The following is a 22494-nucleotide window of genomic DNA, read 5'->3' as shown; positions in this document are numbered from 1 at the left end:
CTCTGATATTTACGGGATGGGTGAACTGCTTCGGAGCCAACCACGAGGCATTGACCTTGCTTACCTATAGAAACGATTGAGGTGTCGATTGAAGTGTGGAGGATAGAATAATGAGCAGAGAACCGGACGAAAAAGCGCTATCAAGGAGAACTCCGAACCATGAACTCCGATAATCGAGACTACTGTGCCGTCCTTTGGATGTGGCCTTAACCTGTACGTTATCTACTCCTTCTGGGCGTCCACGACCGCGACACTCGCGAGGTTCACGATATCCTTGACTTCGTCGCCGCGCTGGAGGACGTGAACCGGGCGGTCCATCCCGACGAGCATCGGGCCGATGGCGTCCGCGCCACCGAGGCGCTGGAGCAGCTTGTAGCCGATGTTACCCGACTCGAGGTTCGGGAAGACGAGCACGTTCGCGGGTTGGTCGAGCTCCGAGAAGCCGTACGTCCCCTCCAGAATGTCGTCGACGACGGCGGTATCGGCCTGCATCTCGCCGTCGACGGGGAAGTCAACCTCGGGGTCGTCCTGCAACATACGCGCCGCGTTCCGAGGTTTACGGGTCCCTTTGTTGTCGACGCTGCCGAAGTTCGAGTACGAGAGCAAGGCTGCGCGGGGTTCGACGTTGAACCGACGGGCGAGCATGCCGGTCTGTTTCGTCACTTCGGCCAGCACCTCCTCGTCGGGGGCCTGATTCACCGTCGCGTCGGCGACGAAGACGACGCGGTTCTTGAACGTGAGCATGTAGACGCCAGCGGCGTAGTCGACGTCGTCCGCCGTGCCGATCACCTGCAAGGGTGGCCGGAGTGCGGACGGGTAGTGATGGGAGAGTCCGGTCAAAAGCGCGTCAGCGTCACCCTGTTCGACCATCACGCTCCCGAAGTAGTTCGAATCGCCCTCGATGAGGTCACCGGCCTCGGTTCGCGTGATGCCCTTCCGGGCGCGCAGCTCGTGCAGACGGTCGGCGTAGTCCTCGTAGTCGCCGACGGTTGGGTCTGCAACCTGTGGCGTGAAATCGAGACCGAGACTCGAAGCCGTCTGGCGAATCTTGGACTCGTCGCCAATAAGGATCGGAACAGCGATCCCTTGGTCCTGGATCTGGTAGGCCGCCCGAACCATCTTCTCGTTCTCGCCCTCCGCGAGTGCGACCGTCTTCGGATCGCTCTTTGCTTTGTTGAGGACGACGCGCATCATCTCGCGGGACTTGCCGAGGCGGGCCTCGAGTTCCTCTTCGTACTCGTTGAGGTCGAGGTCAATGCGGGCTGCGTCCGACTCGATGGCGGCTCTGGCGACCGCGGGCGCGACCTGGAAGAGAACGCGTGGGTCGACCGGCTTCGGGATAATGTAATCCGGGCCGTACTGGATCGGGTCATCGCCGTAGGCCTTGACGACTGCGTCGGGGACGTCCTGGCGTGCAAGGTCTGCAAGCGCTTCGGCGCAGGCCACTTTCATCTCCTCGTTGATCTCCGTTGCGCGAACGTCGAGTGCGCCGCGGAAGATGAACGGGAACCCGAGGACGTTGTTGACCTGATTCGGGTAGTCAGAGCGGCCGGTCGCCATGATCACGTCGTCGTCCCGGGCTGCTTTCGCCTCCTCGTAGCCGATTTCAGGGTCTGGGTTGGCCATCGCGAAGATAATTGGATCGCTGGCCATCGACTGGACCATCTCCTGGGAGACGAGCCCACCGATCGAGAGGCCGACGAAGACGTCCGCTCCCTCCATCGCGTCCGCGAGGCCACCCTCGGGCACATCGCGAGCGAACTGTTGTTTGTACTCGTTGACGCCGTTGTCTTCAGCGCGGGCCTCGGTAATGATGCCCGAGGAGTCACACATCGTGATGTTTTCGGCTCGGCAACCGAGCGAGACGTAGAAACGCGCCGTCGCAATCGCGCTCGCACCTGCACCCGAGAAAACGATCTCAAGGTCTTCGAGCTCTTTGTCCGCGATGTCCGCGGCGTTGAGCAGTGCTGCGCCGGAGATGATCGCAGTGCCGTGTTGGTCGTCGTGGAACACCGGAATGTCGATCTCCTCGCGCAGGCGCTCTTCGATGGTGAAACAAGCTGGTGCCGTAATGTCCTCGAGATTGATGCCGCCGAAGGTCGGCTCCATCATTTTGACCGCTTCGACGAATTTGTGTGGATCTTCCTCGTCGAGTTCGATGTCGAACACGTTGATGTCGGCGAACCGCTTGAACAGCACACCCTTGCCTTCCATGACCGGCTTCGAGGCTTGCGCACCGATATTGCCGAGCCCGAGGACGGCAGAACCGTTCGACACGACGCCGACGAGATTCCCCTTCGCGGTATAGGTGTAGGCGTCGGTTTCGTCCTCCGCAATTTCCATACAAGGTGCGGCTACACCGGGTGAGTACGCGAGCGAGAGATCTCGTTGCGTGTTCGTCGGTTTCGTCGTCGAAATCTCGATTTTACCCGGGGGGTCTGTCAAGTGGTAATCTAAGGCATCCTCGTCAAGTCCCATACCACCCACAGTGTGGGCGACCACTAAAAACAATGCGAAGGCGGATATCGACAAATGTCGAATGTTGCCGCAGTTGGCTCCCCGATTCTTTGTCCCCCGTTTCGACCGTTTTATACGGACCGCGCCAGTCAGGTGGGGTATGGACGTCGCGCTTGGTGGGACGTTCGACCCCGTTCACGACGGCCACCGTCGGCTGTTCGAACGGGCGTTCGAACTCGGAGACGTCACGGTCGGCTTGACCAGCGACGAACTCGCCCCGCAAACACGACACGTAAAACGACGGGTCCGCCCGTTCGACGAGCGACGGGACGATCTCGCGGACGAACTCGAGTCCATCGCGGACGGGTACGACCGCAGTTTCGATATTCGAACGCTCGAGGAACCAACCGGAATCGCGACCGAAGAGCCGTTCGACTACCTGATCGTCTCGCCGGAAACGAAATCCGGCGGCGAGCGAATCAACGACATTCGTCGCGAACGCGGCTATGACCCGCTCGATGTCGTTGTCGTCCCCCATCTGCGCGCCGACGACGGAGACATCATCTCGAGTACCCGTATCGTCCGTGGCGAGATCGACGAACATGGAAACGTGCTCGAGGGAGCAGACGGTAGGAATGAGACGGGAGCCGGAACTGGAACTGGAACTGGAACCGATACCGACACCGACACCGACACTGCCGCTGACACATCATAACGTCGCTTCCGATTGCCATTCCCAATGGAGACCACAGACGGGGACTAACTCCACCTTTCCTCCGTATATCGTACACTTACGACGCACAACAGTCGCCGTTTCCGAGACACCGACAGCCCTACCAGCGCGGTGGTTCGAGTCCCGCCTCCTCGAGACGATCCTTCCAGCGCGTCTGAATCGAGAGTCTGGAAACGTCTGCGGCGTCGGCGACGGCACCCTGCGTACACCCCTCGCCAGCGACGAGTGCGCCTGCATACACGCTGGCGGCGAGGACGGCTCGTTTCGACCGATCCGCCTCCGGAACATCCATGAGAAAGAGCTCTGAAGCGCAGGAACGGGCTTCTTGCGTGAGTTCGAGGCGGTCTGCGACCTGCTCGAGTTCGGCCAGCCACGGTTCGTACTCGAATCGGTCGCGGGCGCTGTGCATACACCAGTGTATCGCGCGATCAGGAATAAACCTGCGGACGTCATGAGCGATCAGTCGGCAACAGTCTATCGTGGTCGTGAGCCGACTCGGTGACTGTCTTTGTAACTGACCATCGACTGGCTCTAGACGCTGTGTAGGCCGCGCCAGTAGTTGTTGAACGCTGTCCGTTTCACATCGTTGTCGGTCCCAATAGTGCGCTACTCGTACCAACGTTCAGCTACGAATATCTCGGCGAATCGGCCGTTCTCGCTGGATTTCACTAGGAGATAACTACTAAAGCCCGGGAATCGCCAAGTATTGAGCAACGTCGGGTTCCGGTCTCGGCATGGCTGGAGGCCTGCGCCACCCATGAAGGAACCAACCTGCAAGCTCGTCTGCACTGGCTGCGGTCTCGAGATGCCGTACCGAGACCGATCGCTGGCCGAGCAGGCGGCAGAGCTGCACCAACTTCGCGACTCGGAGCACGTGACCTTTATTGTCCCGCCGGACTGGTCGCCCGAGGAGCCAGTCAAACATCAGTAACCGAGACCGGGAGCCGTACTGCGGACCGACAACTACTTACTGGACTCGTGAAAAGCGATGGGTGCGCGCGGGTAGCCAAGCCAGGCCAACGGCGCAGCGCTTAGGACGCTGTCCCGTAGGGGTCCGCCGGTTCGAATCCGGTCCCGCGCATTCCTGTCGTGAGCAAATCCGCGAGCGACAGGAATCGGATGGCCGGTTCGAACCCTGCAAGTCGCAGCGCTCGAGGAGCACGAGAGCGACCGTCTTGCTTCGGTTCGAATCCGGTCCCGCGCACTGAACGAACGCAGTGACTGAAGGAGCAGGTCGGATTCGCGGCCCAGAGGACGAGCGAAGTGATGTCCTCGCGGTTCGAACGAGAGAAGACGCGCGCAGCACCGCGAGCACGTCTTCGCGTTGTTCGAATCCAGTCTCGCACTCGTAGGATACTCCATTCTACTTGAGTCTCCCTCACTATTCGAGTACCCCGCTCTCGCCTCGGTATTCGAGTGAGACACACTCCTCGGTACTCGAACGCTCCCGGTACTCGAGTACCACCACAACCGTCTTCCACCCGGAGCGTACCGTCATCGCTCTACACCAGCCACCCGAACCACCCATCTCAGCACCTGTCCCTCTTTAACCCACAGCATGCCGTGGCAGACACACGTCTGACGCTCCATAACGCTTATTCGCGCGCAAACGGCTTGTATGAGCAATGGCCGGGTTAGACGACGTGTTCGGGCAACTCTTCTCGAACGCCGATGCAGTTGTTCTCTTTTCACCGAGTAGCTCCGTCTACGAGCGCTGTCAAGAGCTTGAGGACCTCGACACAGTCGTCGTCGGAACGGACAACGACATCGGCGCTGAAACGTTCGTCGAGCTCCCACTGGAGTTCGAGGATGTCTCAGAGCGGATCGACTTCGGTCTCGAGGGGGCGCTCGAACAGGACGTACTCGAGGACGGCGACGAACTCGTCTGTGCGACGAGCGTGTTCAGTGACGAGATGGACACGGTGTCGCGCGTGCGAGCGATTGCAGATGATCGGACGGGAATCTACGATCTTTTCACGAAATCACGCGCGGAGCCGGCGGTGATCAAGTCGGTTCTTGAACTGGCGATCGAACTCGGGAAGAAAGGGCAGAAGGGCAAGCCAGTGGGCGCACTGTTCGTCGTCGGCGATGCAGGCAAGGTGATGAACAAATCCCGTCCGCTGTCGTACAACCCGTTCGAGAAGTCCCACGTCCACGTCGGTGACCCGATTGTGAACGTGATGCTGAAGGAGTTCTCTCGTCTCGACGGCGCGTTCGTCATCTCGGATGCGGGCAAGATCGTGTCGGCCTACCGCTACCTCGAGCCGTCCGCAGAGGGGGTGGATATTCCGAAGGGGCTGGGAGCACGACACATGGCCGGCGGTGCGATCACGCGCGATACGAACGCGATCACGATCGTGCTGTCGGAGAGTGATGGACTCGTGCGGGCCTTCAAGGGCGGCGAGCTCATCATGGAGGTCGATCCGGAGGCGTACTGACATGAACTGGCAGACCCTCATCGACGAGCCGGCAGTCATAGCTGCGGCGGTGCTCGCACTCGGGGTAGTCGTCGGCTATCTGGTTGGTCGGCTCAACAAAGAGTTGCTCTCAGCCTCGGGCGTGCCGGACGCCGTCGAGGGGACGCCGTTCGAGCGGACCGCCCAGTCCATCGGGACCTCCTCCGTCGAAATCGTTGCGCGATTGAGTTCGTGGTTCATCTACGGCATTGCTGTCCTGACGGCGATCCACATCGCCCAGTTGCTCGACACGGAGGCGTTCTGGATCCGGGTCGTCGAGTTTATCCCGCAGGTGTTCATCGCGGTTCTCGTGCTCATTTTCGGCTTTATCGTCGCCGACAAGGCCGAACTGGCCGTCAGTGAGTACCTTCGCGGCGTCAAACTCCCCGAGGTCTCGATCATCCCGAAGGTCGTCAAGTACTCCGTCCTCTACGTGGCCTTCCTCATCGCACTGGGACAGATCGGCGTCTACGTCGCGCCGCTGTTGATCCTGCTCGCGGTGTACGCCGTGGGTATCGTCATCGTCGGCGCGGTCGTGTTCAAAGACTTCCTGATCTCGAGTGCAGCGGGGATTTACCTGTTGCTTAACCAGCCCTACGGGATCGGCGATCAGATTCGAATCGGTGATCAGTCTGGCATCGTTCAGGAGGTCGACCTCTTCGTGACGAAGATCGAGAGCGACTCCGAGGAGTACATCATCCCGAACCGGAAGGTCTTCGAGGACGAGTTAGTTCGCGTTCGCGACTAGGTTTCCTCATCCTGTTCGTCGTCGCTATTCCGCAAGCGAGAGTCCCGGATGCCACCGCTCGGCACCCGCCTCACGCTTTTTCTCGTCCATCTTCGCGAGCAGGTGCGTTGCGAGCGTTGCCGTCTCGGCCGCCCGCGACTCGCCCTCCGTTCTGAACTCGCCGGTCTGGCGGTTCGCATACACCGAGCAGACCGCCCCGGACCGCAGTCCATAGATATTCGCCAGCGTGAAGATCGCGCTCGCCTCCATTTCGATGTTCTTCACGTTGGCCTCGACCAGCTGGTCGACCAGCTCGTCCGCGCCGGCGGCTTCGAACTCGTCGTAGCCAGGGCGACCCTGGCCCGCGTAGAACGAGTCCGCGCTCATCGTAATCCCGGTGTGGTAGTCATAGTCCAGTCGCTCTGCGGCGGCGACGAGCGCAGCGACGACCTCGTAGTCCGCCGTCGCGGGGTAATCCTCCCGAACGTACTCGTCGCTCGTCCCCTCCTGGCGAACCCCGCCGGTGCTGATTACGAGGTCGCCGACGGCCATGTCTTCCTGCAGCGCACCACAGGAGCCGACCCGGATGAACGTCTCGGAGCCGACACGGGCGAGTTCTTCGACGGCGATCGCGGCAGACGGGCTGCCGATTCCCGTCGAGGTAACCGAGATCGGCGTCCCCTCGTAGCTCCCCGTCGCAGTCCGGTACTCGCGGTGATGGGCGCGAATCTCGTGGTCGTCCCAGTGATCGACGATCTTCTCGAGTCGCTCTGGATTGCCGGGCAGGAGGACGGTGTCTGCCACGTCGTCGGCGCTCACTTCGAGGTGGTACTGTACGTCCGCGTTCGGATCTTCACTATCGCCGGTCATCGAGTAGCGGCGATTCGCACCGACACCGTATATAAATGCAGGGCGACCGTACCGGCAGGTATGGCTCGTGATCGGCGCGACGGTCGCAATACTGCCATCGACGACAGCCGCTCGGACGGCACTCTCACCGATACCTACGTCGCCGCCCTCCAGCACGACCTCGCCGACATTCCGCCCGAAACGACCCTCGTCGGCGTCGTCCGCTCCCTCACCTCGTGGTTCCACGCCGTGGTCGACGAGAACATCCCCGAACTCGGTCCGCCCGCTAATCTGCTCGACGCCGTCCAAACTGCCGAGGAAGATCTGAAGATGCGTGGCATCTGCGACGAGGGAGCCCACAACGCCGCGTGGGACCAGGTCGGATTCGCTGAGGCCTACCGGGATCACCTCCAGACGGGCCACGACGCAGAACGTGCACTCGAGTCCCTCACCGATCGACTCGCTGCCGGCGAGAATCTAGCGCTCGTCTGCTACGAGAATACAGAGAAAAAGCGGTGTCACCGGACGATTCTGTGCGACGTGCTCGAGAACCGCCGCTGAGGCTGGGGTGCACACCGGCGAGTGAGAACCGCCCTGTCAACTTACGTCAACTCGAGTTGAGACGCCACCACAAACACATGACGTACAATCTGGACGGAAAAACGGCTATCGTCACCGGCGGCGCGTCGGGAATCGGCAGGAAAACGGCAGAGCGGTTCGCAGCCGAGGGTGCGAACGTTGTCGTCGCTGACGTGGTCACAGACGGTGGCGAGGAGACAGTCGAGTCGATCGAGTCGGCGGACGGGTCTGCGACGTTCGTCGAAACCGATGTCACGGACCCAGAGGCCGTCAAGGCGATGGTCCAGACGGCAGTCGACACCTACGGTGGGCTCGACATCGCGCACAACAACGCGGGAATAGAGGGCGAGACCGACCCACTCGCCGAGCAGACCGAAGCCAACTGGAAGCAGGTCATGGATATCAACCTGACCGGCGTCTGGCTCTGTCTGAAGTACGAACTCCAAGAGATGACGGCGAACGGCGACGGTGGCGGTGGCGCTGGCGGTAACGGTGACGGTGACGGTGACGGTGACGGCGGCGCAATCGTCAACACGTCCTCCATCGCCGGTCTCTCTGCGGCCGGGTCGTCCGCCTACGCCGCGAGCAAACACGGCGTCATCGGACTTACTCGAGTGGCCGCGACGGAGTATGCAGATGCCGACGTTCGGGTCAACGCGGTCTGTCCCGGCGTGATCGAGACGCCGATGGTCGAACAGTCCGCGGCGGAGAACCCCGAGGAGATCGAGCAGTTCGTCGGCATGCAACCGCTCAACCGGATGGGGTCGCCCGAGGAGGTCGCCAACGCCGTCGTCTGGCTCTGCTCGGACGAGGCCTCGTTCGTCACCGGGAACGCGTATCCTGTCGATGGCGGTTTCACGGCGCTATAGTTGTGGAGACGGGTTCGAACACTCTCAAACGTGATTCGGGCCCCGCTATGATTCTGAGCAGTTCTACTCGAGTGTCTCTTCAGAAATCGTGTTCGGCAGGAGGTCACCGAGCGTGTATACTGTTGGTCCCTCGTCTTCACCCTCGTCGCAGAACACTATGAGGTCGTCCTCACAAAACTCGGACAGCGTCTGTCGGCACATGCCACAGGGAGTGACGCCGTCGCGGCGGTCCGAACTCACGGCGAGCCGTGTAAACTCGCGGTGGCCGTTCTTGACTGCCTCGGCGATGGCGACCTCCTCGGCGTGGAGACTGTTGCTGAAGTTCGCGTTCTCCAGGTTGCAGCCGACGAAGACCTCGCCGTCGGCCGTCTCGAGTGCGGCTCCGACGCGGTACTCGGAGTAGGGGACGTGAGCGGCCGATTGGATGTCGCGTGCGGCCGCGATGAGGTTGTGGGGATCGGGGAGATCGTGGTCGTTGTCGTGGTCGTGGTCGTTGTCGTGATTGCGGTCGGCATCGTCCTCGCGGTCGTCCGAAGTCACGTCGAACGGTACTGTGAGTGGGCCTAAGAAGGCACCGACCGCGATGTGATCGGTTCGCTGACAGGGATCAGTCCTCGCCGGACTCGTAGTGCTCACCGGCGGCATCCGGGAGTCGGGTGCGGCCGACGAGCACGAGGACGACGATAACCGACATGTGTGGAAGCGTCCGGATCAGTTCAGTCGGAATTGCGTAGCCGGCCGACTGCAGTGCGGTCTGGAGCGAATTGAGTCCCGCGAAGAGGAACGACCCGAGGAGGGCTCCGACCGGGTGGTAGTTCGCGAGGAGGTAGGTCGCGATGGCGATAAAGCCACGGCCGTTGATCGCGGTGTCGCCACCGCCGGCGAACGTCCCGAGCGTCCCGAGTGCGAATCCAGCACCGCCGAGGCCGGCAAAGACCCCTGAAAGCAGGACCGCGGCGTATCGGACCTTCCGGACGTCAACACCGGCCGTATCGAGCGCCTTTGGATTCTCGCCGCTGGCGACGACCCAGCGGCCGAAGGTCGTCCTGGTGAGGAGGAACCAGCCGCCAAGAGCGCCGGCCAGCATGAGGTAGACCTGCGGTTCCGTGTCGAACAGCAGGTAGCCGAGGATTGGGAGCTCCGAGAGGCCGGGAATCGTCACGTTTCCGAATCGACTGATACCCGCGGTGTTCGGACTCCCGAAGACGATCCGCGATACGAACGGCGCGAGCCCGAGCGATATGAGCCAGATTGCCAGTCCCGCGATGATCTGGTCAGCTTTGAAGTCGATACAGACGACCGCGAAAACGAGCGCAACCACGACGCTGACGAGAACGCCGATCAGCAGCCCCCACCAGAGATTCGACAGCCCCATCGTCGCGCCGCCGTCACCGAGTCGGTGAACGGCGATGATCGAACTGAACGCCGAAACAATGAGTAGGCCCTCGATACCGATGTTGATCACGCCGCTCTTCTCGGCAAAGATACCGCCTATCGCCGCGAGGGCAATCGGAACCGCAAGCCGAAGCGTCGATGTCTGCCAGCTTGCAGGCGTCGCCACAAGGAAGAGCAAGACGAGGCCGAAGATACCGACTGCCGTTGCTGTCGGATTGGCGGCGAGAGTATCTCGCGCCCGGCCGAGTCGCTTACGCATCGTCAGCACCTCGTGGGTCCTCAGTCGTCTCATCGGCAGGTGCGCGACCACCGTCGGTCCGCGCGGGTTCCGTCGGGCGAACATCAATGTAGCGCGTCCCGATCATCCGGAAGAACTCGGGCATCGCAACGAAAAGGATAATCAATCCGGTGAGGATACCGACCAGTTCAGGCGGCACGTCCGTCGCAGTGCCGATCGAGTTTGACCCACTCTCGAGTATCCCGAATAGGAACGCAGCCGCGCCGACGCCCAGTGGATTGTTGCCAGCCAGTACCGAGACGGCAATCCCATCGAAGCCGATCGACGGAACGTTCTCAAGCCAGCTTCCGTGGACCATCAGGACCCAGAACGCACCGGCGATGCCGCCGAGAGCGCCTGAGAGGGTCATGCTGGCGACGGTCATGCGCTTCTCGTTGACGCCGCCGTAGGCGGCCGCCGCCGGCTGAATGCCACTCGTTCGCAGCTCGTAGCCGAACGAGGTGCGGGCGAACAGCCAGGCGATGCCAATCATGAGTGCGATGGCGAACCCGAGTGCGAGCAGCGAGAAGTCCATCCCACCGCTGAATCCAATGTATGGCACGGTTGGGATCTCAGCGTACTCGGGGATCGGTTCCGTCCGGGGATTGTTGCTCTCGGGGTCCTGAAACTGCCAGGACAGCAGCGTTGAGGTGATACCAACCGCGATAAAGTTGAGCATAATCGTCGTGATGACCTCGTTCGCGTCGGCGTAGGCCTTCAGGACGCCAGGAATCGCGCCGTAGAGGCCGCCACCGATCGCACCGGCGAGCACGCCGATGGGGATGAGAACAACCGTCCCGACGAAGCCGCTGGGGATGATCGACGCCGCGAAGACGACTGTAACGGCCGTTGCAAGCCCCCCAACGACGAGCTGTCCCTGTGTTCCGATATTGAGGAGCCCGGCGCGAAACGCCACCGCGACTGACAGTCCCGCGAAGATCAGCAGCGTCGTCTGCTGGAGCGTCGTCGCGAGGTTGTAGTTCGTCAGGGACCAACCACCCTCTAGTGGATGACCAAGCGCCCCGAGGAACAGTTCGTAGTACACCTGCATCGGGTTGTAACAGAACGTCGTACCGGCCACGTCCAGGCCGGACCGGCAGGAGGCAAAGCTACCCGAGATGAAGACGAGAACGCCGCCGACGAGCACCGCGGCGAACAGTGCCGCGACGCTGATGGCGATTCGTTCCATCACCGACGCCTGGATGAGTCGCTCAAGTAGGCGTCGAATCCGGTCCGGCATCGGTCCGGAGCCGGAATTCATCGCGACCGACCTCCGTTCGAGCTAGCGTTGGTCTCGGCGTCGTCACCGGTTTCACCGGCATCGGGACGTATGCCCGGGCCAGACTCAGCAGTGCTAGATCCGGTCGAATCTGTCTCCACCCGTTGGCCCGCCATGAGCAACCCGAGTTCTTCCTCAGTGATCTCGTCGGGGTCCGTCACGTCGATGAATTCGCCCTCGTAGATGACGGCCAACCGATCGGAAAGCGCCCGGACCTCGTCGAGTTTCGAGGAAACGAGCAGAATCGCGACGCCCTGTTGACGGAGTTCAAGCAACCGATCGTGGATGAACTCGGTCGACCCGACGTCGACACCCCGTGTGGGGTGGGTTGCGACGACCAGCGAGGGATCGCGTTCAAACTCGCGACCGACAATAAACTTCTGTTGATTCCCGCCAGAAAAGGAACTCGCATCGGCGTCAGGATCCGGCGGCCGAACGTCGTACGTCTCAATGAGGTCGTCTGTGTGGTCGCGGACGTTCTCCCAGTCGATGCGACCGTCGGTCGCGAATTCCGAGGCACGCTGATTCCCGAGGATACTGTTTTCAACGAGATTGAAGGGCATGACCAGCCCGCGCTCGTGGCGATCCTCCGGGACGTAGGACATCCCGGCATCGATTCGCCGGCGACGTGACCAGTCGGTGATATCGGCCCCGTCGTAGGTAATCGTCCCTTCGTCAGGCGTTCGAAGGCCGGTGATTGCCTCGATCAGCTCAGCCTGTCCGTTGCCGTCGACGCCTGCGATACCGACGATCTCACCGGCACGAACGTCGAAGTCGATGCCAGAGACAGCCTCGATACCGCGAGTGTCTTCGACGGTGATGTCGGTTGCTGAAAGGACGGTGTCGCCAGTCGTCATTGGCTCGGAGTCGATCTCCAGGAGCACCTCACGGCCGACCATGCGTTCGGCTAAATCATTCTTATTTGTCTGGTCGGGGACGACCGTCCCGGCGGACTCGCCGTCACGGAGAATCGTGATCGCGTCGGCAGCGTGGGTCGCCTCTTCTAGCTTGTGCGTAATGAAGATGATCGTCTTTCCCTGTGCAGTGAGTTCATCGAGAACGTCGTAGAGACCCTCAACCTCCTGTGGCGTGAGGACGGCGGTCGGTTCGTCGAGAACAAGGACATCCGCCCCGCGAAAGAGTGCTTTGAGGATCTCGACGCGTTGTTGGACGCCGACACTCAGATCCGCCACAGTTGCACTCGGATCGACGTCAAACCCGTATCGATCGCAAAGTTCGCGGATCTCGCGGTCGATGCGGGCGCGGTCGACCGCCATCCCGAACCACTTCGTCGGTTCGTCGCCCAGCGCGATGTTTTCTGCAACCGTCATGGAGTCGACCAGCATGAAGTGCTGGTGGATCATCCCAACCCCAGCGTCGATGGCATCTCGTGGCGAGTCGAACATCCGCTCCGTTCCGTCGACGACAACACGGCCCTCTTCTGGCTCATAGAGTCCATAGAGAACGTTCATCAGCGTTGTCTTGCCAGCCCCGTTCTCGCCGAGCAGAGCGTGAACACTACCTCGTTCGACGCGGAGATCCACGTTGTCGTTCGCCACGACACCGGGAAATCGCTTGGTGATCCCGTCGAGGTGGACAGCAAGGTCTGTTTCGGCCTCGCCGTAGCTGGACGTGGTTGCTTCTGTTGTGGGCCCTGCACCTGTTTCCACGTCCGTTCTCGCTTCCCCGGTTTGTCCCGAGCCGGCTGTTGATCCCGTACCCGTCTCCGCTTCCGATTCGGTCTCGGTCATGCGGTTACAGTTCGTGTGGAACGTCGATCTCGCCGTCGATGATCGCCTGTTTGGACTCCTCGATCTGCGTCGAGATTTCTTCGGGGATCTCGTCGCCGAGCGTATCACCGTAGACCGCGCTGACGCCGCCGTCGTCGAGTCCCAACCGCTCTACGCCGCCTTCGAACTCGTCGTTGACGGTGTCTTCGATCGCCGAGTAGACCGCTGTGTCGACGCGTTTGACCATACTCGCGAGGATGACGTCGGCGAAGTCTTCGTTCGAGAGTGACTGGTCGTCGTCGACACCAATTGCGAAGCGGCCCTCGTCTTGGGCCGCCTGAAAGACGCCGATGCCAGTTCGTCCGGCTGCGTGGAAGACGATGTCGGCATCCTGATTTTGGTACATCGTTCGCGCGGCTTCCTGTCCAGCGGCGGTATCGTTGAACTCACCGACGTACGACGACACGACTTCCGCATCGTCGTTGGCGTACTCAACACCAGCAGTGAATCCAGCCTCAAACGATTCGATCAGCGGTGTTTCGGTTGCACCAACGAATCCGACGACGCTCTCGTTCGGAATCGTCTCCCCATCACCGGCCGCAAACTCCCGCTCAGTCAATAGTCCCGCAAGGTGACCAACCTGAAACGATCCCTCCGGCTCGCCGAACGTGTAGCTCCGGACATTGTCTTCTTCGACGACCTCGTCAATGATGATGAAGTCCTGCTCAGGATAGTCAGGCGCGTTCTCCGCGAGCGCGTCGGCCTGCGCGTAGCCGACGCAGTTGATCAGGTCGTTTACACCGGACTCCGCGAAGGTTCGCTGTGCGCTTTCGAACTCACTCTCGGAACTCGGTTCCGTCTCTGTGATTGCGATGTCGAAGTCGTCCTGTGCATCCTCGAGACCCCGCTTGGCCATGTCATTGAACGAGTCGTCGCCAAGTCCACCGGTTGCATACACCGTCCCGATCTGGACAGCATGATCACTTTCGTCTCCAAATCCACTAATGCAGCCGGCGAGCCCTGCCAACCCGATTGCCCCAGCCCCTCCGAGAAATTGCCGTCGATTTCGTACCATGAAGGCGGCTAGCGTAAACATTGGGTATATACCCGTCGAAATACCATCTTCACGCTCCAAAACAGGTTCCAAATCCGGCCAAAACATATTTTAGCTGAATCGAGTCGCTAAGCCCCCTTCCTCAGCGAGCGCCGAAGGCGCGAGCAGGGAGAGGATACAGCGTCCCCAGAAATCGGTGATTTCTGAGGACGACGCCGCACTCAAACAGGTTCCCCTCAAGAAGGAACCGACGGTCGAGTGGGTCGCCACCTTCGGTGTCGAAGTCGATCGAGAGCCACCGGAGAAACCCGACCGGCTGAAGAACAAGCGCCGAGACATCCTTCACAAGCTCTCGAACTACTACGCTCGAGAGTACGATCTCGTGGCCGTCGAAGACCTTGACGCGAAAGACTTGGTCGAACTTGACGGCAACTCTCGGAACCGTGCCGGAGCGGCGTGGGGACGTTCCTGCGGATGCTCGAGTACAAGTTTGAACGCGAAGGCACGCACTTCGTCGCCGTCAATCCACGAGGGACGACCAAAGAGTGTGCAGCCTGCGGTGTCTCGACCAAGAAACCGTTGTGGGTACGCGAACACGCCTGTCCGTCGTGCGGGTTTACCGCCGACAGAGATTGGAACGCGGTCGTCAGACTACGTCTGACGGGCAGCAAAATCGCGTGCGATTTTGCGACGGCGTGGAACATTCTTTCTCGCAGTATCAAGAAAGTAGGTGCGGGACGCTCCGAATCAACGTCCTCAGAATCGCACAGCGATTCTGATGGGCTGCGAAAATCGCTGAGCGATTTTCGAACGCCTGTGGAGACTGCGCTCCCTACGGGAACCACGTCGGTTCCTGCAAAGCGCGTTTGTCGAGGGAACCCCGACAGGCTGTCAGACGTTGTCTGACAACGTCGTGGAAGCAGGAAGCCCCATCTGCTCACGGGCGCGAAGCGCCCGTTCGCATGGTCCGTGAGACCCCCGGTCTCACGCTCCCCTCAAGGAGCGAACGGCGTCAGCCGTGAGCGAGTATGGTGGGGTAGTTCACATAAAACGCACTTCACACAGTCCTTACACGCATCTCCACCTTCAAACCGTCAATCGGAGAAATCCCGACCACGTGGACAGCGAGCCTACGCAGCGCCCTCCACTGCCGCTTCGATGACCGTCTGCGCTTCAGCGACGAGTTCGTCGACGGACTCACTCTCAGCGTAGAGGCGTACGTACGGCTCCGTGCCGCTCGGCCGGACGAGTAGCCACGCTGCGTCCTCGAACTCGAGTCGAATGCCATAGTCAGTGTCGACCGTCGTCTCAGGGAAGGCCTCGGGCAGGTCGGATTCGAGTGCACCCATCACGGCCGTCTTGTGCTGGTCGGGGCAGTCGACACTGACCTTCCGGTAGGGACGTTCGGTGACCGGCTCGCGGAGAGTGTCGGTGTCGCCGGCGTCGGCAACGAGCGCGCTGACGATGGCAGCGCTCGCAACGCCGTCGATCCAGCCGCCGAAGGCAGTGTGGATGTGCTTCCAGGGCTCTGCGGCGAAGACGACAGCGGTGTCCTCGTCGCCAGCGGCGCGTTCACGGGCGATTCCCTCGTGGAGTGCGCCAAGTCGGACGCGTTCGACCCGGCCACCGGCGTCGCGAACCTGCTCGTCGATCCGCGCCGAGGCGTTCGGCGTCGTGACGACCACGGGGTCCGCAGCGTCGCTCCCAGCCGTGTAGTGGGCCGCGACGAGGGCGAGCACCGTATCCTCGTGGATAACCTTGCCGTCGGGTCCAAGCACGACTAGCCGGTCCGCGTCGCCGTCGTGGGCCAGTCCGAGGTCGAACTCGCCGTCCGCAAGGAACTCGGTGAAGGCCGACAACGTCTCCGGGGTCGGCTTGCTCTCTCGCGCCGAGAAGTGGCCGTCGACGTTCGCGTTCACCGCGACGACGTCAGCGCCGAGGGACTCGAGTACCTGCGGGGTCGCGACCGCGCCGACGCCGTTGCCGCAGTCGACGGCGATGGAGAGACCGGCAAGCGGCGTCTGCCCTGCGCCAAGGTCGGGGAACTGCGTGCGGACGTAGTCCGCGACGGCGTCGCGGTAAGGGGCGAGTACGTCGAGGTCGGTGGCGCTGCCCCACTGGTCCCACGCGGGGAGCGACGACCCGCTGCTCACGTAGTCCTCGACGGCTTCTTCGGCCTCGCGGTCGAACTCGACGCCGTCGGTGAAGAGCTTGATGCCGTTGTCCGTCGGCGGGTTGTGGCTCGCGGTGAGCATGACGCCCTTGCGGCCCTGCGAGGCGAACGCGAGCGCCGGTGTCGGCACCTGTCCAATGCGGGCGACGTTTGCGCCGGCGCTCTCGAGGCCGGCCTCCATCGCGGCGGCCAGCGCCGGTCCGGTTTCCCGGCCGTCGCGGCCGACGACGAACGTCTCGCCGGGCTCGCCGGCGGCCTGGCCCACCGAGAGCGCGAGCGCGGGCGTGATCTCCTCGACCGGCCCGCGGATTCCTGCGGTCCCGAACAGAGTCATGTGAGGTCGTTCCGCGAGCAACTACTTATATGGCGTGACATACGGTCTCTGCTGGCCGTCCTGTCACCCAGTAACGTCAGAGCAACGTCCAGGTTCCGGTCCGGCCTCAACCAGCAGGACGCCGCCGCGAAACGAATTCGTACGCCCACCGCGCTAAAATATATTTTAGCTAACATACAACCCGCCGTGGCCCGTCGATTCGAACGAGCACCAATGGACCAGACGGACTCCACCGAATACATCGAAACCGGCACGACGACGGTTGGGCTCGCCGGCGCGGACGGCGTCGTCCTCGCCGCTGACAGGCGGGCCAGCCTCGGCGGCCGCTTCGTCACGAATCGCACGGCACAGAAGGTCGTCCCGGTCGGCGACCACACCGCGCTCACCTTCGCCGGAAGCGTCGGCGAGGCCCAGTCGTTCGTCCGCCAGTTACGCGCCGAACGCTCGCGCTACGAGCACGCGACCGACCGCTCGCCGTCCGTCGAGACGACGGCCACCGTTGCCGGCGACCTCCTGCGCAGCGGGCCGTACCAGCACCTCGAACTCGTCCTCGGCGGCACGTTCCCCGAACCGGCCGTCTATCAGGTCGGTCCCGGCGGCGGCGTGATGGACACGCCCTACGCCGCGAGCGGAAGCGGGATGCAACTCGCCTACGGCCGACTCGAGGACGCCTACGAACCGGACCACTCCGTGGACACACTGCGAGGTCTCGCAACGACCGCGATCCGAAACGCAACCGAGCGCGACACCGCCAGCGGCGACGGGATGACGGTCGCAACGCTGACTGTCGATGAAGACGGAGGCGGAGACGAACACGACCACGAACGCGAGTTTGAGCAGTTCGAGCAGTTCGAAAGCATCGACGCTGCCGTCACCACAACGACAAACAGGGCTGGCGGTGAGTCCGATACCGACGCAGAACCGGGGGTGGCCACGTAGCCATGGACTCGAGTACCACTCGCCAGCAGGCCTACGACCGCGGGCACACGATCTTCTCACCAGATGGTCGGCTCTACCAGGTCGAGTACGCCCGCGAGGCGGTCGAACGCGGCTCGCCGAGCGTTGGCGTCGTCACCGACACCGGTGTCGTTCTCGCCGCGCGAAAGCGCCTTCGGTCGCCGCTACTCGAGTCGAAGTCGGTCGAGAAAATTCACCGGGTCGACGACCACGTCGCGGTCGCCACCGCGGGGCATGCTGCTGATGCACGGCAGTTGGTCGAGACGGCTCGGAAGCGCTGTCAGCGCCACCGGCTCCGCTATGCTGAACCGATACCCACAGAGACGCTTGCGGAGGCGATTGCGGACCACATCCAGGAACAGACGCAGGCTGGTGGAACGCGGCCGTACGGCGCTGCGTTGCTCGTTGCGGGTGTCGACGCTGGAAGGGGGAGGGAAAGGAAAAGGAGAAAGGAAAGCGAAAGCGGTAGCGGTAGTGGAAGCGGTAGTAACGCAGCAGGACAACACCCCCAGCCAGCGCTCTACGAGGTCGACCCCGGCGGCACACACTACGGCTGGCGTGCGACCGCGATCGGCAACGGCACGGCCGATATCAGATCGTTCCTGGAGGGGCGGCTGGCTGACAGCGATGCCGAAGCGGGGGTGGGGGAAGACGGTCTCCCGCTCGCACTCGAGTCCCTCGCCGCCGGCACCTCCGAGACCGAGACCGACACCGACACCGAACTCTCACCCGAAACAGTCGATGCCCTCGTGCTCACCCCCGATACCGTAGCTGATCGAGCGGGCGCTGTCGGCGAAGAAGAGCTTGCAGACGGACTCGGGGAACTCGAGTAGGTGCGGGTTCGCTACTGGGCAGTCGTCTCGGCTGTATCGTCCGTCTCGTGTGTTCCGACTGTTTCGCCGGCCTCGGTGGTCTCCGTGGTCTCAGCGACCCCGTCACTCTCGGCGGATTCGTCACCCTCGGTGGTCTCGGACACCGACGCTCGCTGCGTCTCGACCACGTTCAGCCGCTCGTCGACGTACAGCGCGAGCACGTCGTCCTCGAGTTCGACGACGACACGGACGGCGAGCGGGTCCTCGGAGAGCACCATCTCGGCCCACTCGTGGCCGACGTTCCAGAGCGGGCGCTCGCTGACAGCCTGCCCGTGTTCGTAGTAGAACGAGACGACGGCCGGATGGGAAAGCAGCGAGAGCGCGACGGGTGACCGAAGCGTCGTGCCACAGCATGAGCAGGTGAACTCGGCCTGAAGATGTGTGGCGTGTTCTGCGGGCAGGAGGTCGTCTGTCGCCGGCGACGGCCGCACGAGTCTGGCGTCGACTTCGCCGCTGCAGGCCGGACAGACGCCGTCACGAACGAGCGAGAGTCGGTGTCTGTGGTAGCGGTCGAATGCCGCGGGGAACGATTCGCCGTGGGACTCGAGTCCGGCCGGTGGGAGATCGAGTCGGAGCAGGCAGCGTTCACAGTGCCCGCAGGCGACGGTAACCCGGTTGTCGCTGGCCTGGGCGGTGAGCGCGTCGTGCTCGCAGAACGGACAGTCGTCCTCGAGCGGGACCGGTGGGTGGTCGACGCGCTGGGTGTACGTGCCGGTCGCAATGGCGCGTGCGATTTGCTCGCCGGCGTAGGTGAGTTCGTAGCCGTCGGCACCGGAATCGGCGTCAGCTGACGACTCGTCGTTCACCTTCCGGAGATACGGCCCCACGAGCTCGTCCAGATGATAGGCAAAGCCAGCGGAGGTTTCGACGTCCGAGGCCTCGAACAGCATCGAAAAGGACGGGTTCGACCGATACGACTCGCCGTCACGTTCACTCGCTTCCGGCCCGGGGCCGTCCGTCCATTCGAGCATCGTCTCGAGTATCCCCATCCTGACCTCGTTGCCGAGCGCCTGGAAGGCGTCGCTGGGGTCGGAGACGCGGTCGCTCGGCTCGGGCGCGGCGACGGGCGGGTCCTCGCCGTCCTCCGTTGACATGCCAGCCAATTCGTGGCGGACGAAAAAGTACGTTTGGCTAGAGTTGGCGCTATGCCTGACGCTTCTCCTTCTGCACCACGCGCACGTTCTCGATTCCCGTCTCGGGGTACTGGCCTTTGGCGTCCTTCTCGACGGCCTTCACCATATCCCAGACGACGTTCAGTCCGGTCGTGACGCCCTCGAGTGCCTCCATTTCGCAGCCGGTCTTGCCCGTCGTCTCGACTGCGACCTCGCACTCGACGCGGTCCTCGGACAGCGAGAAGTCGGTATCGACGTTCGTAATCGGAATCTGGTGGCACATCGGGATCGTCTCCCAGGTGTGCTTGACCGCCTGAATCGCGCCGATTCGGGCGGTCGCGAGCACGTCACCTTTGCCGATCTCGTCCGAGCGAATGGCCTCGATTGTCGATTCCTGCAGGCGGATCTCTCCCGCCGCGACGGCCCGGCGTTTGCTGTCGGGTTTGTCGCCGACGTCGACCATCTGTACGTCCCCATCGTCTGTGGTGTGGGTGAGGTCCTCGGCGGTGGCGTTGGTGTCCGTCTCCGCTCCACTGTCGTCCCCGCTCCCCCCATCCGTCGAAATCGGCTTGTCGCTCATCAGTTCTCACTCTCCTCACTCTCCCACAGCACCTTGGGGATTTCCTCGAGTACCTCGGAGGCGAGGTAGCCGAATCCGTCGGCCGCCGCGAGTCGTTCGCCGGCGAGTCCGTTGACCTGTGCGGCCGCCGCGGCCGCGTCCAGCGGCTTGGCGTGCTCCAGCAGAGCAGCGACGATACCGGTGAGCACGTCGCCCGTCCCGCCGACTTTCATGCCCGCCGTTCCCGAGCGGCTGAGCCGTGTTCGCTCGCCGTCAGTTATCACGTCCGTTGCCCCCTTTGCGAGAAGTACGTCGACGTGGTCCAGCTCCGCCGTGAACGCCTCAATCTCGTCCGCTGCCTCCTGCAGGTCGTCCACGTCGGGGCCGCCCATTCCCGCAAGCTCGCGCCGGTTTGGGGTACAGACCAGAGTCGCCTCAGTGTCGAGATCCGGCACCGTCTCGAGTGCGTCCGCGTCGACGACCACGGGGCCGGTGTAGGACGTGAGAAACTGGCGGGCGGCCTCGAGCGTCTCGTCTGCGGTCCCGAGTCCGGGGCCGAGGATCACCACGTCGTCGTACCGTTCGGCGGTGTCGACGAGATCGCTGACCTGGTCTGGTGTGAGAATCTCGCTCTCGTAGGGCTGGACGATCAGGTCCTCGGCGTAGCTCTGGATCTCGCCGGAAACGGTGTCGGGCGCGGCGACGAACGAGAGTTCTATGCCGGCTCGGAGGGCGGACTGTGCGGCGAGCGCCGGTGCGCCGGTGTAGGGACCGCCGCCGATGACGAACGCCCGGCCGGTCCGGTCGTCAGGCCGTGCGAGTTGTACGTCACCGGGGCCGACGAAGCGCTCAGCGGCTGCCGGAATCCCGATGTCCGCGACGGTTACGTCGGCGTCGAGGTCGTCCAGACCGGGTTTGGTGTCGTGGAAGGTGACGACGCGGTCGGCCTCGATGGCGTTCGAGGCGAGCAGGGCATCGGGGTCGCCAGGGTCGTCAGCGGCAGACGAGCCGCCGGCGTTGGCGTCGAAACCGGATGGGACGTCCACCGAGACAACGATCGCGTCGGCGTCGTTGATCGCCCGCGCCGCGGTGGCTGCAGGTTCGCGGAGGTCGCCGCTGATCCCCGTGCCGAGCATCGCGTCGACGATCACGTCGCAGTCGGGGAGAGCGAAGTTTTCGGAGTCGGTCACCTCGCGCGTCTCGTAACCCGCGTGCTGGAGTGCGTCCCAGTTCTCGCGAGCGATTTCGGTGCCGATGGTCTCCGCACGGCCGAGCAAGAGCGTCCGCACGTCGTAGTCGTCCAGAAAGCGCGCGGCGACGAACGCGTCCCCGCCGTTGTTTCCGCGGCCGGCGACGACGGCGACGGTCGCACCCGGCGCTGTGACCTCCCGGACCGTGCGGGCGATGGCGTTCCCACTCGACTCCATGAGCTGTTTCTGCGGGACGCCAAGTGCCGCGGCGTTCGCGTCGACTGCGGCCATGCGTTCGCCTGTAATCATACGCCAGCGTTCGACGGGCCAGCCGTTGAAGATTGCGGACGGTAGGCTGAATAGCCTCGAAGGCCTACACGGGTCGTGAACGTCTTTTGGCTCGACGAGGACCCGCGCCTCGCAGCGCGCTATCACTGCGACCAGCACGTCAACAAGCTGCTGTTAGAGGCCGCGCAGGTCCTCTGTACGGCGGCCCGCGAGAACGGTTACGAGGCCGAGTTTCTCTACCAGCCGACCCACGTCAGCCACCCAGTCACCGAGTGGGCGACCGAATCACGGGCGAACTGGCTGTGCCTGCGCGAGCACGCCGAGGCGCTCAACGCCGAGTTCACCGAGCGCTACGAGAAAGACGAGGGCGAGGCCCACGCGAGTTGGGAGGTCATCGACCAGATCGACCCCGATCTGATCGACTTTCCATTTGCGGAGCCGACGCCGCGGCCGCAGGCGATGCCCGACGAGTACAAGCGCCCGGGCGATCCCGTCGCGGCCTACCGCGCCTACTACGCCGGCGAGAAGGCCGAGCTCGCGACGTGGGAGTACACCGAGGAGCCGCCGTGGCTCGCGGAGTATCTAGTTGAAACCGTCTGAGGAT

General features: G+C 62.9%; 21 protein-coding genes, 1 tRNA gene and 1 pseudogene. 11 read left to right on the top strand and 12 right to left on the bottom strand.

Annotated elements, in window-relative coordinates:
- Positions 1–222 precede the first annotated feature (222 nt).
- Positions 223–2478: an NADP-dependent malic enzyme gene (locus tag C482_RS11940; protein WP_006167881.1), complete on the bottom strand. Its 2256-nt coding sequence runs from the start codon at positions 2476–2478 to the stop codon at positions 223–225.
- A 139-nt stretch (positions 2479–2617) separates the two neighbouring features.
- Here C482_RS11940 and C482_RS11935 point away from each other — a divergent pair, with 139 nt between their 5' ends.
- Positions 2618–3172, top strand: coding sequence for a phosphopantetheine adenylyltransferase (locus tag C482_RS11935; RefSeq protein WP_006167880.1), 555 nt, complete (start codon positions 2618–2620; stop codon positions 3170–3172).
- A 118-nt stretch (positions 3173–3290) separates the two neighbouring features.
- On the opposite strand, the gene C482_RS11930 is transcribed toward C482_RS11935, so the two are convergent.
- A complete protein-coding gene (locus tag C482_RS11930; protein WP_006167879.1) occupies positions 3291–3599 on the bottom strand; it encodes a transcription initiation factor IIB family protein in 309 nt (102 codons plus the stop codon).
- 348 nt (positions 3600–3947) lie between these two features.
- Between C482_RS11930 and C482_RS21815 the strand changes: the two genes are divergently transcribed.
- The 4 genes from C482_RS21815 (at position 3948) to C482_RS11915 (ending at position 6394) form a co-directional block, all read left to right on the top strand.
- On the top strand, positions 3948–4121 hold the full coding sequence (locus C482_RS21815; RefSeq protein ID WP_004214082.1) for a hypothetical protein: 174 nt from the start codon (positions 3948–3950) through the stop codon (positions 4119–4121).
- A 65-nt stretch (positions 4122–4186) separates the two neighbouring features.
- Positions 4187–4271: transfer RNA gene (locus C482_RS11925), tRNA-Leu, on the top strand.
- A 544-nt stretch (positions 4272–4815) separates the two neighbouring features.
- A complete protein-coding gene (gene dacZ / locus C482_RS11920) occupies positions 4816–5628 on the top strand; it encodes a diadenylate cyclase DacZ (RefSeq protein ID WP_006167878.1) in 813 nt (270 codons plus the stop codon).
- 1 nt (position 5629) lies between these two features.
- Entirely contained in the window at positions 5630–6394 is a 765-nt protein-coding gene (locus C482_RS11915; protein WP_006167877.1) for a mechanosensitive ion channel domain-containing protein, read from the top strand.
- Positions 6395–6418: 24 nt separating this feature from the next.
- On the opposite strand, the gene C482_RS11910 is transcribed toward C482_RS11915, so the two are convergent.
- Complete coding sequence (locus tag C482_RS11910; protein WP_006167876.1) at positions 6419–7243, bottom strand: nucleoside phosphorylase; 825 nt, start codon at positions 7241–7243, stop codon at positions 6419–6421.
- Positions 7244–7303: 60 nt separating this feature from the next.
- Here C482_RS11910 and C482_RS11905 point away from each other — a divergent pair, with 60 nt between their 5' ends.
- A complete protein-coding gene (locus tag C482_RS11905; protein WP_006167875.1) occupies positions 7304–7783 on the top strand; it encodes a DUF488 domain-containing protein in 480 nt (159 codons plus the stop codon).
- 77 nt (positions 7784–7860) lie between these two features.
- Positions 7861–8670, top strand: coding sequence for a glucose 1-dehydrogenase (locus C482_RS11900; protein ID WP_006167874.1), 810 nt, complete (start codon positions 7861–7863; stop codon positions 8668–8670).
- Between the two features lie 63 nt (positions 8671–8733).
- Here the strand turns inward: C482_RS11900 and cdd are convergent, their stop codons facing one another.
- The 5 genes from cdd to C482_RS11875 all read right to left on the bottom strand — a co-directional run bounded on the left by cdd (position 8734) and on the right by C482_RS11875 (position 14426).
- A complete protein-coding gene (cdd, locus tag C482_RS11895) occupies positions 8734–9210 on the bottom strand; it encodes a cytidine deaminase (RefSeq protein ID WP_152422002.1) in 477 nt (158 codons plus the stop codon).
- A gap of 67 nt (positions 9211–9277) precedes the next feature.
- Entirely contained in the window at positions 9278–10324 is a 1047-nt protein-coding gene (locus C482_RS11890; RefSeq protein ID WP_049896669.1) for an ABC transporter permease, read from the bottom strand.
- The gene (locus C482_RS11885; protein ID WP_049896678.1) at positions 10317–11582 is read right to left on the bottom strand and encodes an ABC transporter permease; all 1266 of its coding nucleotides are present in this window, start codon (positions 11580–11582) and stop codon (positions 10317–10319) included. The genes C482_RS11890 and C482_RS11885 overlap by 8 nt, the downstream gene beginning before the upstream one ends.
- A gap of 17 nt (positions 11583–11599) precedes the next feature.
- Positions 11600–13372 (bottom strand): ABC transporter ATP-binding protein, encoded by a 1773-nt coding sequence (locus C482_RS11880; protein ID WP_006167870.1) that lies wholly within the window; start codon positions 13370–13372, stop codon positions 11600–11602.
- A 4-nt stretch (positions 13373–13376) separates the two neighbouring features.
- Positions 13377–14426 (bottom strand): BMP family lipoprotein, encoded by a 1050-nt coding sequence (locus C482_RS11875; RefSeq protein WP_049896668.1) that lies wholly within the window; start codon positions 14424–14426, stop codon positions 13377–13379.
- 187 nt (positions 14427–14613) lie between these two features.
- Between C482_RS11875 and C482_RS20460 the strand changes: the two are divergent.
- A pseudogene (locus C482_RS20460) lies at positions 14614–15378 on the top strand (RNA-guided endonuclease InsQ/TnpB family protein); the annotation flags it as partial.
- A 157-nt stretch (positions 15379–15535) separates the two neighbouring features.
- On the opposite strand, the gene C482_RS11865 reads toward C482_RS20460, so the two are convergent.
- Positions 15536–16912, bottom strand: a complete 1377-nt coding sequence (locus C482_RS11865) for a phosphohexomutase domain-containing protein (RefSeq protein WP_006167868.1) — start codon at positions 16910–16912, stop codon at positions 15536–15538.
- Between the two features lie 213 nt (positions 16913–17125).
- On the opposite strand from C482_RS11865, the gene C482_RS11860 reads away from it, so the two are divergent.
- Complete coding sequence (locus C482_RS11860) at positions 17126–17851, top strand: Ntn hydrolase family protein (RefSeq protein WP_006167867.1); 726 nt, start codon at positions 17126–17128, stop codon at positions 17849–17851.
- Positions 17852–17853: 2 nt separating this feature from the next.
- On the top strand, positions 17854–18702 hold the full coding sequence (locus C482_RS11855) for an archaeal proteasome endopeptidase complex subunit alpha (protein ID WP_006167866.1): 849 nt from the start codon (positions 17854–17856) through the stop codon (positions 18700–18702).
- An 11-nt stretch (positions 18703–18713) separates the two neighbouring features.
- On the opposite strand, the gene C482_RS11850 is transcribed toward C482_RS11855, so the two are convergent.
- The 3 genes from C482_RS11850 to C482_RS11840 are packed head-to-tail and all read right to left on the bottom strand — an operon-like array spanning position 18714 to position 21911.
- Positions 18714–19835, bottom strand: a complete 1122-nt coding sequence (locus C482_RS11850; RefSeq protein WP_006167865.1) for a DUF7351 domain-containing protein — start codon at positions 19833–19835, stop codon at positions 18714–18716.
- Between the two features lie 49 nt (positions 19836–19884).
- Positions 19885–20433: a cyclic pyranopterin monophosphate synthase MoaC gene (gene moaC / locus C482_RS11845; RefSeq protein ID WP_006167864.1), complete on the bottom strand. Its 549-nt coding sequence runs from the start codon at positions 20431–20433 to the stop codon at positions 19885–19887.
- On the bottom strand, positions 20433–21911 hold the full coding sequence (locus C482_RS11840) for a bifunctional ADP-dependent NAD(P)H-hydrate dehydratase/NAD(P)H-hydrate epimerase (protein ID WP_006167863.1): 1479 nt from the start codon (positions 21909–21911) through the stop codon (positions 20433–20435). The genes moaC and C482_RS11840 overlap by 1 nt, the downstream gene beginning before the upstream one ends.
- A 75-nt stretch (positions 21912–21986) precedes the next feature.
- Between C482_RS11840 and C482_RS11835 the strand changes: the two genes are divergently transcribed.
- Entirely contained in the window at positions 21987–22490 is a 504-nt protein-coding gene (locus C482_RS11835; protein ID WP_006167862.1) for a hypothetical protein, read from the top strand.
- Positions 22491–22494: the final 4 nt, after the last annotated feature.

This window comes from Natrialba chahannaoensis JCM 10990, from assembly GCF_000337135.1.
GTDB lineage: Archaea > Halobacteriota > Halobacteria > Halobacteriales > Natrialbaceae > Natrialba > Natrialba chahannaoensis.
This window is presented reverse-complemented; position numbering and strand designations above follow the sequence as displayed.

Excerpts from the sequence above, each read along its gene's own strand:
- C482_RS11860 (WP_006167867.1), top strand. The coding sequence starts at position 17,126 with ATGGACCAGACGGACTCCACCGAATACATCGAAACCGGCACGACGACG.
- C482_RS11940 (WP_006167881.1), bottom strand. The coding sequence starts at position 2,478 with ATGGGACTTGACGAGGATGCCTTAGATTACCACTTGACAGACCCCCCG.
- C482_RS11850 (WP_006167865.1), bottom strand. The coding sequence starts at position 19,835 with ATGTCAACGGAGGACGGCGAGGACCCGCCCGTCGCCGCGCCCGAGCCG.
- C482_RS11885 (WP_049896678.1), bottom strand. The coding sequence starts at position 11,582 with ATGCCGGACCGGATTCGACGCCTACTTGAGCGACTCATCCAGGCGTCG.
- C482_RS11935 (WP_006167880.1), top strand. The coding sequence starts at position 2,618 with ATGGACGTCGCGCTTGGTGGGACGTTCGACCCCGTTCACGACGGCCAC.
- C482_RS11875 (WP_049896668.1), bottom strand. The coding sequence starts at position 14,426 with ATGGTACGAAATCGACGGCAATTTCTCGGAGGGGCTGGGGCAATCGGG.
- C482_RS11865 (WP_006167868.1), bottom strand. The coding sequence starts at position 16,912 with ATGACTCTGTTCGGGACCGCAGGAATCCGCGGGCCGGTCGAGGAGATC.
- dacZ (WP_006167878.1), top strand. The coding sequence starts at position 4,816 with ATGGCCGGGTTAGACGACGTGTTCGGGCAACTCTTCTCGAACGCCGAT.
- C482_RS11890 (WP_049896669.1), bottom strand. The coding sequence starts at position 10,324 with ATGCGTAAGCGACTCGGCCGGGCGCGAGATACTCTCGCCGCCAATCCG.
- C482_RS11840 (WP_006167863.1), bottom strand. The coding sequence starts at position 21,911 with ATGATTACAGGCGAACGCATGGCCGCAGTCGACGCGAACGCCGCGGCA.
- C482_RS11905 (WP_006167875.1), top strand. The coding sequence starts at position 7,304 with ATGGCTCGTGATCGGCGCGACGGTCGCAATACTGCCATCGACGACAGC.
- C482_RS11915 (WP_006167877.1), top strand. The coding sequence starts at position 5,630 with ATGAACTGGCAGACCCTCATCGACGAGCCGGCAGTCATAGCTGCGGCG.
- C482_RS11880 (WP_006167870.1), bottom strand. The coding sequence starts at position 13,372 with ATGACCGAGACCGAATCGGAAGCGGAGACGGGTACGGGATCAACAGCC.
- moaC (WP_006167864.1), bottom strand. The coding sequence starts at position 20,433 with ATGAGCGACAAGCCGATTTCGACGGATGGGGGGAGCGGGGACGACAGT.
- C482_RS21815 (WP_004214082.1), top strand. The coding sequence starts at position 3,948 with ATGAAGGAACCAACCTGCAAGCTCGTCTGCACTGGCTGCGGTCTCGAG.
- C482_RS11855 (WP_006167866.1), top strand. The coding sequence starts at position 17,854 with ATGGACTCGAGTACCACTCGCCAGCAGGCCTACGACCGCGGGCACACG.
- C482_RS11930 (WP_006167879.1), bottom strand. The coding sequence starts at position 3,599 with ATGCACAGCGCCCGCGACCGATTCGAGTACGAACCGTGGCTGGCCGAA.
- C482_RS11910 (WP_006167876.1), bottom strand. The coding sequence starts at position 7,243 with ATGACCGGCGATAGTGAAGATCCGAACGCGGACGTACAGTACCACCTC.
- C482_RS11900 (WP_006167874.1), top strand. The coding sequence starts at position 7,861 with ATGACGTACAATCTGGACGGAAAAACGGCTATCGTCACCGGCGGCGCG.